The organism is Mesorhizobium sp. LCM 4576 (assembly GCF_001854815.1).
Lineage (GTDB): Bacteria > Pseudomonadota > Alphaproteobacteria > Rhizobiales > Rhizobiaceae > Mesorhizobium > Mesorhizobium plurifarium.
This window is the reverse complement of record NZ_MDDT01000013.1, coordinates 78,197-92,845: the sequence shown is the minus strand read 5'-3', so window position 1 is coordinate 92,845 and position 14,649 is coordinate 78,197. Positions and strand designations below refer to the sequence as shown.

Annotated in this window: 14 protein-coding genes; 9 read left to right on the top strand and 5 right to left on the bottom strand. The window is 60.1% G+C overall.

All coding sequences use genetic code 11. The features are described from left to right. The 4 genes from LCM4576_RS06935 to LCM4576_RS06920 all read left to right on the top strand — a co-directional run. Positions 1-1,974, top strand: a 1,974-nt coding sequence (locus LCM4576_RS06935; RefSeq protein ID WP_131803229.1) for a type I secretion C-terminal target domain-containing protein, incomplete at its 5' end; no start/stop codon positions are given. 110 nt (positions 1,975-2,084) lie between these two features. Beyond that, complete coding sequence (locus LCM4576_RS06930) at positions 2,085-2,453, top strand: hypothetical protein (RefSeq protein WP_041010296.1); 369 nt, start codon at positions 2,085-2,087, stop codon at positions 2,451-2,453. Positions 2,454-2,707: 254 nt separating this feature from the next. After that, positions 2,708-3,316 (top strand): lytic transglycosylase domain-containing protein, encoded by a 609-nt coding sequence (locus LCM4576_RS06925; RefSeq protein ID WP_244510699.1) that lies wholly within the window; start codon positions 2,708-2,710, stop codon positions 3,314-3,316. Between the two features lie 206 nt (positions 3,317-3,522). After that, the gene (locus LCM4576_RS06920) at positions 3,523-4,785 is read left to right on the top strand and encodes an ABC transporter substrate-binding protein (RefSeq protein WP_071031241.1); all 1,263 of its coding nucleotides are present in this window, start codon (positions 3,523-3,525) and stop codon (positions 4,783-4,785) included. A gap of 203 nt (positions 4,786-4,988) precedes the next feature. On the opposite strand, the gene LCM4576_RS06915 is transcribed toward LCM4576_RS06920, so the two are convergent. The 5 genes from LCM4576_RS06915 to LCM4576_RS06895 are packed head-to-tail and all read right to left on the bottom strand — an operon-like array spanning position 4,989 to position 9,454. Then, on the bottom strand, positions 4,989-5,534 hold the full coding sequence (locus tag LCM4576_RS06915) for a prepilin peptidase (protein WP_320411843.1): 546 nt from the start codon (positions 5,532-5,534) through the stop codon (positions 4,989-4,991). After that, positions 5,531-6,082, bottom strand: coding sequence for a tetratricopeptide repeat protein (locus tag LCM4576_RS06910; protein WP_040989385.1), 552 nt, complete (start codon positions 6,080-6,082; stop codon positions 5,531-5,533). The genes LCM4576_RS06915 and LCM4576_RS06910 overlap by 4 nt, the downstream gene beginning before the upstream one ends. A 55-nt stretch (positions 6,083-6,137) precedes the next feature. Then, positions 6,138-7,082 (bottom strand): type II secretion system F family protein, encoded by a 945-nt coding sequence (locus LCM4576_RS06905; protein WP_071031239.1) that lies wholly within the window; start codon positions 7,080-7,082, stop codon positions 6,138-6,140. Positions 7,083-7,097: 15 nt separating this feature from the next. Further along, on the bottom strand, positions 7,098-8,069 hold the full coding sequence (locus LCM4576_RS06900; RefSeq protein WP_071031238.1) for a type II secretion system F family protein: 972 nt from the start codon (positions 8,067-8,069) through the stop codon (positions 7,098-7,100). After that, positions 8,069-9,454, bottom strand: coding sequence for a CpaF family protein (locus LCM4576_RS06895; RefSeq protein ID WP_071031236.1), 1,386 nt, complete (start codon positions 9,452-9,454; stop codon positions 8,069-8,071). Before LCM4576_RS06895 ends, LCM4576_RS06900 begins: the two co-directional genes overlap by 1 nt. Before the next feature lie 495 nt (positions 9,455-9,949). On the opposite strand from LCM4576_RS06895, the gene LCM4576_RS06890 reads away from it, so the two are divergent. The 5 genes from LCM4576_RS06890 to LCM4576_RS06870 all read left to right on the top strand — a co-directional run bounded on the left by LCM4576_RS06890 (position 9,950) and on the right by LCM4576_RS06870 (position 14,647). Then, on the top strand, positions 9,950-10,177 hold the full coding sequence (locus LCM4576_RS06890) for a Flp family type IVb pilin (RefSeq protein WP_071031234.1): 228 nt from the start codon (positions 9,950-9,952) through the stop codon (positions 10,175-10,177). Positions 10,178-10,287: 110 nt separating this feature from the next. After that, positions 10,288-11,292 carry a Flp pilus assembly protein CpaB gene (gene cpaB, locus LCM4576_RS06885; RefSeq protein WP_244510690.1) on the top strand — a complete coding sequence of 335 codons (1,005 nt, stop codon included), beginning with the start codon at positions 10,288-10,290 and terminating at the stop codon, positions 11,290-11,292. A 110-nt stretch (positions 11,293-11,402) separates the two neighbouring features. After that, the gene (locus LCM4576_RS06880; protein ID WP_244510688.1) at positions 11,403-12,788 is read left to right on the top strand and encodes a type II and III secretion system protein family protein; all 1,386 of its coding nucleotides are present in this window, start codon (positions 11,403-11,405) and stop codon (positions 12,786-12,788) included. Next, entirely contained in the window at positions 12,775-13,074 is a 300-nt protein-coding gene (locus tag LCM4576_RS06875) for a hypothetical protein (protein WP_071031229.1), read from the top strand. The genes LCM4576_RS06880 and LCM4576_RS06875 overlap by 14 nt, the downstream gene beginning before the upstream one ends. A 67-nt stretch (positions 13,075-13,141) precedes the next feature. Beyond that, a complete protein-coding gene (locus tag LCM4576_RS06870) occupies positions 13,142-14,647 on the top strand; it encodes a TadE/TadG family type IV pilus assembly protein (protein WP_071031227.1) in 1,506 nt (501 codons plus the stop codon). Positions 14,648-14,649 lie beyond the last annotated feature (2 nt).

Genomic DNA, 14,649 nt, shown 5'->3' with positions numbered 1-14,649 from the left:
GCAACCGGCCCGCGCGGCGCCCTGTTCACCGTCCATGTGACGGACCCGGCAACCGGCGCCTACACCGTCACGCTGCTCGACAACGTGCTGCAGGCACAGGGCCCGAACGACGAGAACAACGCCACCGTCAATCTCGGCTACACCATCACCGACGCCGACAACTCGTCCACGACCGGCACGCTCACCATCACCTTCAACGACGATGCGCCGACGGCDCTGTCTCCCGAGACGGCAGTTCTCATCAACGCGGCCAACAGCATCGCGACATTCGATCTGGATTGGGATGCCAACATCGACAACAATGTCGGCGCTGACCAGCTTGGGTCCATCAGCTTTGCTAACATCGTGAACGGCCAGCAGGCCACCGGCGTAATAAACGGAAGCACGGTCAATCTGACATCAGGAGGTCAGCCTATCCTGTTGTACCTCGTTGACCATGATTCCAATCCTGACACCCCGATGCAGTTGCAGGGATGGACCGGCGGTTTGAACACCGGCACCGAGATATTCCAGATAACGCTGCTGCCGKACGGAAGCCTGGCATCCAGTTCCGACCACTACCAGATTGAAGTGTTCGCCGCGATTGGCGCCACGCAGCAGACGCACATTGACAATTTTTCGGCACTTGGCTCAAATACGCAGCAATTCAAGGCGCTAGATGTGGCTGGGACCACCCAGGATGTGCTGTTCTCCGGCTACGAGCGCGCGGCGAACGGCACAAGCAATGYCGCGTCGGGATCGTCGGTCTCGGCAAGTACGATCRGCATCGGCGTCGCCAACAACTCCATGAATGACGGAGACAACCTGCGGATCGATTTCGTCAACGATGCGACCGTCTCCAACGGCAACAACAATTCATATAATTACTCGACGCACTACGACGTCAATAACTTCCAGTTTTCCATCGTACAGGTGAACGGCAGCCCACCAGCGGACTCCATCGAAACATGGGTGCGCATCTACAACGCGGGTGATGACCCCAACACAGCGAATGACTCCGCCGCGCTGGCGAACGACCCGCAGCTCAACACGATCACCGACATCAAAGTTAACGGCGTGAGTCTGAACCTCGCATCGTTGACGACGGATGGACATGGCGGATACTTGATCACTGGTCTCGACCTTCACGACACCGTTCTCGTCACCGCGTCCGGGACTGGATATGATAGGATTGAAATCGAGAACGCGCGTTCCATCAATGGGACTACTCCCAGCCTGGATGGTGAGTCGTTCGACATTGGTGCATTTGCATTTGTCACTACCTCCACAAGTGTCCCTTCGGTCGAACTGAACTTCGACCTTCTATTGAAGGATGCGGACGGGGACACTTCYACAAGTTCGCTGGCAGTCGATTTGCTCTCCTCAGGCAGTGTAACGAGCGACCATTCGAGTTCCGGGTCGGGCGTGACCGAGACTGCTGCAGCAGGAGTAATAAATATCATCGGCTCGGATTTTGCAGATTCCTTGACCGGCAATGGCTCGGACAATGTCCTAGCTGGGATGAATGGAAATGACACCCTGCATGGCGCCGGTGGAAATGATTTGCTCATTGRCGGTCTCGGCAACGACACCCTCTACGGCGACGACGGAAACGACATCCTTTACGGCGGTTCCGGTCTCAACCACATAACTGGCGGTGCCGGCAACGACACGTTTGTGATCGATGCATCCAAGCTCACGCTCCACGTGGCCGATGTCATTGCAGACTATACACCCGGCCAGGACGTTATCGACCTGTCAGAGYTGCTTAAATCCCTCGGAGGCGACGCGCCGACTAGTGATCCGCAGGTAGGCGACTCGGTCAACGTCACCTTCTCAAACGGCGACGCTCACGTGATGGTCGACGACAACGGTACCGCTGCCGGGGGCAACATGGTCGAAGTGGCAACGCTGACGGGAGTTGGTGTCGGATCTACGATTAGTATCCTTTACGATCACAGCCAGCCAGCGCATACGGAAACTGTGACTGTTTGATCAACGTACCGATAGAACAAACGTGATTGGCTCAGTTGACGTAGCGCTTGGCCACGCTTCCATGCTAAGCATTAGAGAACCGTGAATTCGCAATTCGAAGAGGGGCTTACATGAAACATTCCGCGAGACTTCTGGCTTCGGCCGCGGCGCTGCTCTTGGCCGGGTCGACRGGCTTCGCCGCCGATATCATCGGCGAGCCGGCGGTGAATTATTGCCGCACCGTCGGCACCTCGGACCTGGTGCTGACCGACAACATGGTCGAGCTCAAGGACCATGTGGTGAAGCTGATGGACGAATCGGTCGCCGTCGCCAACAGCCCAGAATGGATCAACTCGTCGCGTCCCGCCTTCGTCTGGGCCTCGGAAGCCAAGGTCGCCTGCGGCATGGCCTATGGCTACCTCAAGACGAACTACAAGGACGAAGACACGCTCAACAAATGCGAATGCTTCCACGACCGCATGGTCGAATATATGCACTGAGCTGACGGRCAAGCGAGCACCGGCTGGCTGCGATGGTGGCCGACGGCAAACCGGCGAAGGCGATCGCGCTGGACCGTTTCACCGTTGCATGGAAACGGCGAAACGATCCAGCTCCTTGTTTTGACRCAATTCCGAACGGAAAACCGCTACGCACTTTTCCTGGAATTGCTTTAGCGGTCGCCTTGCTCGGTCTGTGTCAAACATCCGTCCACGCCAACTGGCTGGAACGGCCGCAGCCGCCGGGAGCGCTGCCCGTGCACTGCGCCGCCGCGCCGGAGCGAACCGCCGAGACCTTCAAGACGTTCGCCACCTGCCAGGCGTCGCTCTACGGCCTCGAACCGGTGCTGGCGCATGCGGTGATGGAGATCGAAAGCGGGTTCGATCCCGGCGTGCGCGGCGCCGACGGCGAAGTCGGGCTGATGCAGGTCATGCCGGCGACGGCGCGGATGCTCGGCTTTCGCGGTTCGCTCGACGAGCTCGGCGAGCCGGCCACCAACATCGCGCTCGGCGTCCGATATCTGGCGCAGGCAAACAGGCTCGCCGCGGGCGATCTTTGCACCACCGTGATGAAATACCGGGCCGGGCACGCGGAAACCCGCTTCTCGGTCCGCTCGGTCAACTACTGCCAGCGCGCACGCGCGATCCTGGCGCGGGAGGGCCTCGACATAGCCGGGCCGTTGCCGGTGGCGACGATCGGCTTGTCCGACGCTTCCGTGGACGGCGCTGTGACCGGCCAGGAGAAGCGCGTCTGCGTGCGTCGATCATTCGTRCCCGGGCCGCGCTACATGAAATGCGCCGAGTATCGCAGCCCGGCGCAAGCAAGGACGATCCGGGCGCTGAGAGCGCGGCTGTTCGACGGATAGCATATGGGGGGTGGAAGCACATGAAACGTGAGCGGCACGATCCGGACCTGAAGCGCGCCGCGCCGAAACGGATCGTTGCGGCGCGCCTCCGGGCTTTGTCGGATGCATGTCGTCCCCCCAAAGCCGGAACCACTTTTGGGCGACATGCTTTCTTGCTCCATGCATGTCGTCTCCCCAAAACCGGAACCACTTTTGGGCGACATGCATTGGGGGCGATCGCTCTCGGGCTCGTCGCGACGCTGTCCGGATGCCAATCCAAGAGCGGCGCGTCGGACGTGCTCGATCCATCGGCGATCGCGGCACCCRCCGGCCAGGCGAGTGCGGCCGCGGCGCCCGCCCAGCAGGCAAGTGTCGAGACTTCTGGYAGTCCGGCCTTGGGCAGTCCGGCTTCGGGCAGCGCGGCTTCGGGCGGCCCGACCTCGGCCGCCGCCGCCAAGGCCCAGCTGACGCTCGGCACGGGGCCGACCAAGGTGGCCATGCTTTTGCCGCTTTCGGCGCCCGGCAGCACGGGCGAGAACGGCCGGAAGATGTATGACGGCGCGCGGCTCGCAATGGCCGATCTCGGCGACAAGCTTCTGACGCTGACGATCGAGGACACGCGCGGCGACAGCGGCTACGCGAAAGACCTCGCGGTGAAGGCGATCACCTCGGGCACGGCGAAGGCGGTCATCGGGCCGTCCGAGCTTGCGGCCGCGCAGCACCTTGCCAAGCTCTCGGGCTCCAAGCGGCCGCCGGTGCTGGCGCTGGCCGACAATTTCGCCGGCGGCCCCGGCGTCTATTCGGTGCGGCTGAGCGAAGCCGACAGCGCGGCGGCCGGCGCGGCGGCGATCGCCGGCAGGGGCGCCAGGAAATTTGTGCTGCTGGTGCCGGCGGGCGCCGACTCGAGCGCCATCGAATCCCGGGTGGCCAACGCGCTCAGCATCTATGGCGCCACGCTTGCGGTGACGCTGCCCTATTCGCCGACGGACGGCGGCGCCAAGGTGGTGTCGGACATGAGTTCGCTGGTCGAGGCGCCCGACGCCGTGGTCGTCGCCTGCGGCGGCGGCAGCCCGACAGCGGTGCTTGCCGCGCTGAAGGCGAAAGGCATTCCAGGCAAGACGGTGACGCTGATCGGCACCGACCGCTGGCTCGAGCGGCCAGTGGATCCGCTCTATGAGGGCGCCTATATCGCGACGCTCGACGAGAGYGAGACCGGGCCGATCGCCGACCGGTTCAAGGCGACCTACAAATACCAGCCCGACGTCAACGTCGCCTATGCCTACGACATGGTGGCGCTGAGCGCGGGCATAGCGAGCGCGGCCGGCCCCGACGGCTTCAACAAGCAGGTGCTGGAGAACACGACCGGCTTCCGCGGCTCGACCGGCCTGTTCCGCTTCCGCAGCGACGGCTCGAGCCAAAGGTCGATGCCGTTCTTCAAGGTGGAGAAGGGGCGGTTGAAGCTGGTGGAGAAACAGACGGCGGGGTTTTAGGCGAAACTTAGGCTCTGGGGGTCTCGTTGGGTTCTGTTAGAAGGCTTCTCGTTTTGGCTGCAATTGCCGCGGCGGTGGGAGGTGCGGTGGCCGTCGTCCAGCGCTTGGTGTTTGTCTCGTCAGAGCCGGCCGTGTCGAGCGAACCGCCCCAGAAGAAGCCGGCGCCACAGCGAAAGTGGCGCCTGACTTAGCGTCAATCGCAATCAGTTAAGCTGCTGCAAAATTCCGGAACTGCTCGCGACCACCAGGGCGTGATAGACTTGGTAGGTCATGGTGCACGCGGCGGCTGCCGCGATCGGTACGCCGAACGGCACCACACCTTTGCGGTCCATATGCTGCACATAATGGCGAAATAGTCCCGCCGGCAGCAGGAACGGATTCTTGACCACGGTTGCCGTGGCGACAGCGAAAACCAGCAATAGCACCGAAAGCGCCGCGAGATTGCTGCCGCCGATCAGAAACGGCGTAACGCTCATCAGCTTCACATCGCCCGCTCCCATCTTGCGCAAARGCCAAAACGGGAAGAGAGCCGCGAAAAGGATGAAACCGCCAATCGCACTGATGCCCATCTCAAGCCAGGAGCCGGTCTGCAATGACTGAAATTGCAGCGCGCCCAGCCCCAGGCACAGCAGCAGCAACACATCGCGGTTGGATATTTTCTGCGTAGAGAAATCGATCCACGCAACCCGTCCCAGAAGCAGGGTGGCAACCGCTTTGAAAAGAAGGGAAGCGGCGAGCAGCAGACTCATGACCGCTCTATGTTCCGCACGCTGGACGACAGCAGCTTCAGATTGTTTGCTACCGTTGGATCGTTAGGGGCCAGCTCATAGGCCTTGAGAAAGTTGCTGCGCGCGTCCTGCAGCTTGCCGCGCAACAGATAGGAATAGCCGAGATTGTTGTAATATTCCGGCGTCGCGCCAAGCAGGCGATAGGCTCGGCCGTAAGCCATGTCGGCCAGATCGAAACGCCGGATGCGGTCGCAGGAGGCAGCAAGACCAAGCCAGGCGACGCCGTCATTCGGCGCCAGCCGGGTCGCCTTGTAGAACAGCGCGCCTGCGTTGCCGTAGTTTTCAGAGCGGAACTGGGTCTTGGCCTCGGTGATCGCCTGGTCGGAGGCGTAGTAATCGACGTCGCTGATGGTCTTCAGCCCGTCGAAGGTGTCGCCGAAAGCGGTGTAGTCGCCCTTGGCGGGCTCATTGGTGCGCACGACGCCCCCGGTCGTGTCGGTCGATTGGCAACCGGCAAGCAGGAGAAGCAGCACGCTGGCTGCGGCTGCGAGGCGTATCGGCCTTGTCATCTTGTGCCCCAAGGGAGCCCTCCGACTCAAGTTTAGAAGATAATCATATGACGGATCAGAAGAAAATGCCCTTCATGCGAAGGATGACGGGCAGCATGATCACCATCAGCACGACGGGGAAGATGCAGAGTCCCAAAGGGATCATCATTTTGACGGGCAACGAGTTGGCGCGCTCCTCCGCATGCAGTATCCGTTGGCTGCGCATTTCGGCGCTGTACACACRCAGGGCCTCCGTCAGGCTGGTGCCAAGTTCCTCCGACTGACGAAACAGCACCGCCAGCGCTTTCGCCTCGTCCAAACCGATGCGATCGGCCATCTCGCGCAGTRCCTCGCGCAGCGGCTTGCCGGCGCGCAACTGCAAATTCATGATCGAAAGCTGGATGCCCAGCCATTTATGGGTGCCAGCCAGTTCCTGACTGACGCGCTCCACGGCCGCCTCGAGGCTCATGCCGGCGTCGGCGCAGGTGATCATCATGTCCATAAAGTCCGGAAAGGAGCGACGGTAGATCTGCTTTTGGCCATTCTCGAAGCGATCGAGCATGATGCTTGGGATAACGATGCAGGCCAAGCCGAACAAAGCCGCGCCGGCAATAGCCGTAAAAGCAGGCAGATGAGCCGGCAGTACGCGCGAAAGCACGGCATAGGCGACCAAAAAGCCGACGCCCACTCCGACAAGCCTGATCAGCGTATAAATAATCGGCGCGCTCGCGTGATAGAATCCGGCGCGAAAGAGTTTCGCTTCGAGCGCGTTCGGCTCGTTGCGTTCTTTCTCCAGCGTCTTGAAGTAGGCGTCCACCGGCTTCTGCGCCGCAATCCTGGCGCGCGCATCCTGCCCCAGGATGGAGCGAGGGTCATTGGTATCTGCCACCAGGGTGTCGGCCAGCCTGCGCGTCTGCATTGCCGGCAGGAATACCAGCGCGGCAAACAGGAACAGGGCCACTGCCGCCACGAAGACGGCAATGGAGACCAACAGGGTCAGGTCGTTGGCGTTGGAAAGCAGGTTGATGGTTCGCTCCTAGAAATCGAAGGTGACCATGCGGTACATGATGAAGTCACCCAGCAATGCCCACGATCCGAAGGTGAGAAACACGGGCAATATCGCGGGGTTTCCCCACACTTTTCCATAGTAAGACGGCGCTATGAGCTGCAGAATCAGAAACATCACTACCGGGAAAAGCGAAATGATCCATGCGGAGACGCGCCCCTCGGCAGAGAGCGCCCTTATCTTTAATCGCAATTTCTGCCGTTCGCGCAGAACGGACGAAAGGTTGGCGAGTATTTCGGTGAGGTTGCCGCCGGTCTTGGACTGGATCGAAAGCGACACTGAGAGCAAATTGAGCCCCTCGAACCCGACCCTCTCCGTTAGCTTACGCACCGCCTGCTCCAAGCTAAGCCCAAATGTGATCTCGTCGGCAACGATGCCGAATTCCGTTCCGAGCGGATCGGGCATTTCACGCGCGACGAGACCTATGGCAACGGTAGCCGGGTGGCCTGCGCGCAGCGAACGGACAATCATATCCAAGGCGTCCGGCAATTGCCTTGCAAACTTCAGAATTCTCCTCGTGCGGGCTCGCCGCAGAACAAAAAGCGGCAACGCGATCCCTACCACCAGAAAGACCAGAAGCGCCGCAGGCATGGCGAGATCCACGAGGAACCAGAGCAGTAAGCACAGCRCCATACCCGCCAGCAGGAACGAAGCGGCGAATGTCAACGGGTTCCCGGTGATGCCGGATTGCGTGTAGAGCCGGTTCAACCAGACAAAGCCGAAAAGAAAATCTCCTGAATCTGTGAGGCCGCGCTCGCGCAACAGGCTTTTTAAAGCTTGTTCCGCAGGTGCATCGTCGGTGAGACGGCGAAGCCGATGATTAACCGCGACCTGTCGCGAGCGCCGACTGGCCAGCGAAATATAGAGAGCCTCGCCGGCAAGGATGACCGAGGCGGCCGCGACGACATAAATGAAATAGAGTAGCGCTTGTCCCGTAAGCATCACATCGCCACCTGGGGGTTGAACGCATCCTTGGCGAAATGCAGGCCGAGCGTCGCCGCCTCCGTGGCAAAACGTGGACGCACGCCGGTGGCGCGGAAATCGCCAATAATCGCGCCGTCAGCGGCAACATCGCGCCTGACATAGTGATAGATTTCCTGCAGTTGCACGATATTGCCTTCCATGCCGGTGATTTCCGAGATGGAAACGACGCGCCGGCCGCCATCGGAGAGGCGTTGCGTCTGCACGATGATATCGATGGCTGAGGCGATCTGCGCGCGGATCGATTCATGCGTCATCGRCAACCCGGCCATRYCGACCATCTGTTCCAGGCGCGAGATGGCGTCGCGCGGTGTGTTGGCATGAATAGTGGTCATCGAGCCTTCATGGCCGGTGTTCATGGCCTGCAGCATGTCGAAGGCTTCCTCGCCGCGCACTTCGCCGACGATGATGCGGTCGGGGCGCATGCGCAGCRCATTCTTCACCAGCTCTCGCTGCCGGATCTCGCCCTTGCCTTCGACATTGGGCGGGCGCGTTTCCAGCCGGYCGACATGCGGCTGCTGCAATTGCAGTTCCGCCGCATCCTCGATGGTGACCAGGCGTTCCTTTGACGGGATGTAACTCGACAGCGCGTTTAGAAGCGTGGTTTTACCACTGCCGGTGCCGCCCGAGACCAGGATCGACTTACGCGCCTGCACCGCGATCCTGAGCATGTCGATCATCGGCTGGCGGATCGAGTTGAACGCCATCAAACGTTCCAGCGAATAAGGGTTTTTCGAAAATTTGCGGATCGAGACCAGAGGCCCGTCGACCGAGACCGGACGGACGGCGATGTTGACGCGCGAGCCGTCCTCCAGGCGCGCATCCGCCATCGGCGCGGATTCATCGACGCGGCGGCCGATAGCCGAGACGATCTTGTTGATGATGCGCAGCAGATGCGCCTCGTCGCGGAAACGGATGGACGTTTCCTCGATGATACCGCGTCGTTCGATGAACACGCGTTCATGCGTGTTGATCATGATGTCGGTGATTGAGTCGTCCTTGAGCAGCGGTTCGATCGGACCAAGGCCCAACATCTCATCTGCGGTGTCGCTGGTCAGCTGATCGAGCTCGCGGGAATTCAAGGGCACGCTGCGGCTGCRCACGAACTCACGCACGATCGGCCGGATCTCGTTCAGGATTTCGTCCTTCGATGAATTTTCCAGCGCCGTCAGGTTGAACCGGTCAATGAGATGGCGATGYAGCTCGACCTTTAGTGTCAGGAAATCGTCGCCCTGCGGCTCCGCTTCCGCCGCGGGAGCCGTGGCCACTCCATTCGGCGCTGCGGCGACGACCGGCGTCAGCGGCGTCTTCTGTTCGTTCGGCCCTTTAATGAAGCGACCCAACATGCCGCTTACCCCCTTATATGTTCCCCAGGTCGAAACTAAGCGTTAACCACGAGGGGCACAAGCGGCTTGGAGGACACACTGAAGGTATTACTTGCGACATAGWTAAGAAATCGAGATTTGATAAATCGTTTTATTTTTCACTTGTTGAGGCCCGACCGACTAAAGTCCTAAGACGTTCGGCAGCCTCCAAACAACGTATCCGCTAACTACCCCAATATAAAGGGATATGTCGTATTTCTAATGTGGCGATCGCAGGCCGCAGGCGTGGCCGAATTGTGAATGAATGGTTAAGATCGCTTGAAAAACGAAGCGAATCAAGCTGTTGTGGAAAATGAAAAAGCTTCGGTTCGAGTATTGAACGGTTAAAGGACTGTTAATCCGTTTGACTCGGCTTTTTCGCGGGACCTAGGATTGAAGCTGACGGGGGATGCTTGGGTATGGGGTTCATCCTTGGCTCTGTCTCGTCGGGTTCAACCTCCAAAGGGAGAAATTGGCATGAAGAAGCTCATGACGATGGCCCGGCAGTTCCGCACCGATGAAAACGGCGCTGCTATGGTCGAATATTCAATCCTGGTCGRCATCATTGCCGCTGCATCGATCCTGGCGATCATCGCAATCGGGGGCTGGGTCAGCAACCAGTTCACGGGCCTCTGCAACAACCTCAATGGCAAGGGCCTCGATGCAGCCGGCACTGGCACCGGCGCCTGCGATCCGACCCCATAACTAATCGTCTGGGCCGGATCGCTGATCCGGCCCAGAATTCCCTGAGTTCAGTATTTGACTTCGCCCGCGGGGGCGAGACGGGGCGGGAAATGAGGGCCAACACGGTAATAATGATCATCCTCGCTGGTATTTTCGGCGTGCTGGCCGTTGTGCTTGCCAACATATGGCTGGCCAATCAGCGCAGCGCCTTGGCTCAATCGAATGGGATCCAGGCTAGCACCATTGTCGTGGCGGCAACGCCATTGAAATTCGGTGATACGCTGAGCGCCGACAAACTGCGCGAAATCGCGTGGCCRGCAGGCGCTGTCCCGGCGGGAGCAWTCAAGACAGTAAAAGATGCTGTGGCCGGCAATGGCGCGCGCCAAGCCTTGCAGACGATAAGCGTCAACGAACCAGTACTGGCAAACAAGATCACCGGCGCGGGGCARCGCGCCACGCTTTCGGCCGTGCTCGACGAGGGCATGAAGGCCGTTTCCATCAGGGTCAATGACGTGCTCGGCGTAGCCGGCTTCGTCTTCCCRGGCGACCGTGTCGATGTGCTGCTAAGCCGCACGATTCGCGACAACGAAGGCGCCGACAAGAGTTTCGTCGATGTATTGCTGCAGAGCGTCAAGGTGCTTGCCGTCGACCAGGTCGCAGATGCGACCAAGGACAATCCAACCGTCGTCAAGGCGGTGACTGTCGAGGTAAGCACGAAAGATGCGCAGAAGCTCACTTTGGCCGCGGGTGCCGGACAGTTGTCCCTAGCTTTGCGGCAAGCTGCCGGCAGCAAGGGTGAGGTGAATGAGAGAGTCACACTGGCAGACCTTACCGGCGATACGCCGGAGGATGTCGCCAAACGCCAGGCCGAGTTAAACAGGCAGGCCGCCGAGGAAGCCGCGCGCAAGCAGGCCGACGAGAAGATCGACGGGCTGGCCAAGGCGGTGGAACGGGTCGGCAGCCAGATCGACCAGATGAGCAAGACAAAGCCGGCCACCGTCATGGCCGCCGCACCCCAGRCTCAGCCCGTGAAGGAAGTGATCAAATACGTGCAGCCGGAACCGCCGAAGCAGGCGACGGTCGGGGTGTTCCGGGGCGTCAAGCTGGAAACCTACGAGGTGCCGCGACAAGACTGACGAGGTCGGCGCGGCGGGGCTGCCATTGGCAGCAAGCGGGGAGACGGGGAATGCAGGGGTCTTGGATGAGGATAGCGGCGGTTGCRCTATCCTTCTTGGTCGCACCGGCGATGCTTGGCCATCCAGCCAGGGCGRCTGACCGGTTCATCGACGTATCGCGTCCGTCGCTGCATCGCGTGTTCGTGCCGGTTTCGCAATCCGCCACGATCCAGGTGAATGCCACTTTGGGCGACATCGTCGTCGGCGACGAGAAGATCGCCGACGCGCAGCCGATGACCGACAAGACGCTCTACATCATCGGCAAGACGGTCGGCACCACCACCGTCAATCTGTTTTCCGAGGACAAGCGCTCGCTCGGCGCCATCCAGATCGAGGTCGGCCAGGATGTCAGCGACATGGCGGTGGCCATTCGCCAGGTGGCGCCGAAGGCCAGGATCGAGATCGGTTCCATCAACGGTAAGGTACGCTTGAGCGGCCATGTCAAGGACGCAGCGACGCTGGCATCCATTGTGGAAGTCACTCAGCAATATGGGCCGGACGCCATCATCAACGCCGTGACGATCGACGACAGCGAGCAGGTCAATCTGTCGGTGCGTATCCTGGAGGCCAAGCGCAATGCCGGCCGCGATCTTGGTGTGTCCTTCAAGAGCACGAATAGCAGAGGCACTACCCGGGTCGGAACAGGTATTGGCACCGTGGACAAAGACGGAGCCGAGCTGGGCGCGGGTGATCTGGTCAGTGGTCTTCTCTCCAATACCAACCCGTTCGCGGCGCTCATCACACGTATCATCGACAACAACATCAAGGTCGACCTGATCATCGAGGCGCTCKAGGCAAAAGGCGTCGTGCGCACGCTGGCCGAACCGAACCTCACCACGGTTTCCGGCGWGACGGCCAGCTTCAATGCCGGCGGTGAAGTGCCGGTGCGCAGCGTGAATGCGCAAGGCGAGGTCGAGATCGTCTTCAAGCAGTTCGGCGTCAATTTGAACTTCACGCCGGTGGTGCTAGACGACGGCAAGATCCACATCAAGCTGGCGCCGGAAGTGAGCGACCTGACCGGCTTCACCAGTGCCGGGGATCCGATCTTCACCAATCGCAAGCTGGCAACCGTCGTCGACCTGCGCGATGGCCAGAGCTTCGCGGTCGGCGGCCTGCTTTCCAGCAAGAACACCATACAGCAAAACCAGGTGCCATGGCTTGGCCAGGTGCCGATCGTCGGCGCGCTGTTCAAGAATTCCAGCACGGCGAAGGAAGAGACCGAGCTGGTGGTCATCGTGACGCCGCATCTGGTGCGGCCGGTGAAGCCCGGCGAGCAGTTGGCGACGCCTTTCGACAAGACGAGGCCGGCCAACGACCCAGAGCTCATCCTGCTCGGGCAGCTCGAGGTCAACAAGGACATGATCCGCATGTACGAGCATGGCGACGGCGTCACCGGCCCCTATGGACACATGCTGGATGTGAAATCGAAGGACAAGCTGCTCTATGTCAAAAAGTAAGCTCCTGCTCATCCTTCTCGGCACCAGCCTGCTCGCGGGCTGCGCCGCCGACTATCTGAACAATTACGACACGATGACRCTGGCTTCGGGCGACTCGCAGAGGACCAATCAGCTGCTGCAGACGGTCGATCCGTACAACCCTTCTTCGAACAACACGAAGATCGAGGGCGATGGTGCGCGGTCCGTCGGCGTCGTTCAGAAATACAAGATGCCGCCGGGCGCGGCCGCGCCGACGGCGACCGTGAGCATGGGAACTTCAGGAGCAACGAATACGCCAGCGAACTAACCAAAGGATACGGCGAGAAGGCCCGGCAACGAGGAGCCGGCGCAAGGAAGAACAAAGGGTTCGGGTCATGTTGGGGACCATACGTTCATTCTGGCGCGATCAGCGCGGCGTAGCGATGATTCTCGTTGCCATCATGCTGCCGGTGCTTATCGGCTTTTCCGTGCTGGCCGTCGACATGAGCCGGCTCAACGGCCTTCACAATGATTTGCAAAAAGGCGTCGATGCGCTCGCGCTGGCTGCTGCCGCGGAACTGGACGGCAGATCGGACAGCATTACCAGGGCCAATCGGGCCATTGACAACCTCCTCACCAATAAGACGTTGTTTTCGACATCGGGCGACCACGAACTCGTCACGTCCGATATAACCGTGACWTATTTAACGGGGATACCAGCCAGCGACGACATCGGTCTCAGTGCCGCTGGCGTCGATTCCAACAACGTGACCTGGGCCAGCACGGACCCGAAGGCTGTCTCATTCGCGGAAGTAACGATAAAGCAGTCGGCCACGACCGATGGCGCCGGCGCTTTCGCGACGATTTTTCCCGCCAGCTTTATCGGCAGCACCGACACCTTGGACATCCAGCCGCAGGCGGTGGCGGGCTTTGAACAGTCCATCTGTGAGACTGTACCGATGTTCATGTGCAACCCATTCGAATCTTCGACACCTGCGAGCAGCAAGACAATCCAGCAGGCGTTCGCGTCGGGCGATACTTACAGCCGGGAATTTCGTATCCTGAAGGTCGACAACAACCCTGGCCCGGGCAATTTCGGCCTCCTGGACAACAATTTGCAATCTCTTCGCGACGCCTTTGCGATTGGCACCGCAGGCACTTGCTACAATCGTGATGCTATCACCACCAAAACGGGTGTCACTTTAGGCCAGGTCGATTCAGGTCTTAACGTTCGCTTCGACCTCTACAGCGGCTCTCTCAACARGCAGCAAAAGGATTGGAACTACAGGCCGGCAACTAACGTTCGCAAAGGACAGAAAAGCAACACCTGCAACAAGTACGATCCGGTTACTGACGGAACAGCATTGCCCCTTCCACCCGGGAGCAACTACGCCAACGGAAAATCTGATCCCATTTCCTCACAGACGTTCTGGAGCGCATACTGGAACGCTAATCATAAGAAGTCATATCCGAATGTCGTGCCAACCAGTGATCCGCTGGGGCGCAAGACTATCCCGGCATCGCGTTATGATATTTACAAGTACGAGATTGCCAACAATCTGGTGGGTGATAAATCCCAGGGCCCAACAAATGAGAAGGGGACACCGTTCTGTTTCGGCGGGGACACGCCAACGGTGGATCCCGATCGGAGGCTGCTTAATATTGCCATCGTCGACTGCCTGGCCAACGCCAGCCAGATAAACGGGCACACCCAGTTGAAGCCGGATGGATACGCGAGCGTTTTTCTGAACACCCCGATCTCCAAAGTGAACCCGAACGACGACCCCGACGGCACCGGTGCCGAAATGCCAATCAGCCTTGAAATTGTCGACGTGGACGGCCCACTAGGAAACGGCACACTGGACAAAGCCCTCCGCAACGAGGCGCAGCTTTACCGGTGATC

What these genes read in the sequence shown, in the direction of transcription:
- LCM4576_RS06910 (WP_040989385.1), bottom strand. Translation starts at nt 6,082, where the DNA reads ATGACAAGGCCGATACGCCTCGCAGCCGCAGCCAGCGTGCTGCTTCTC.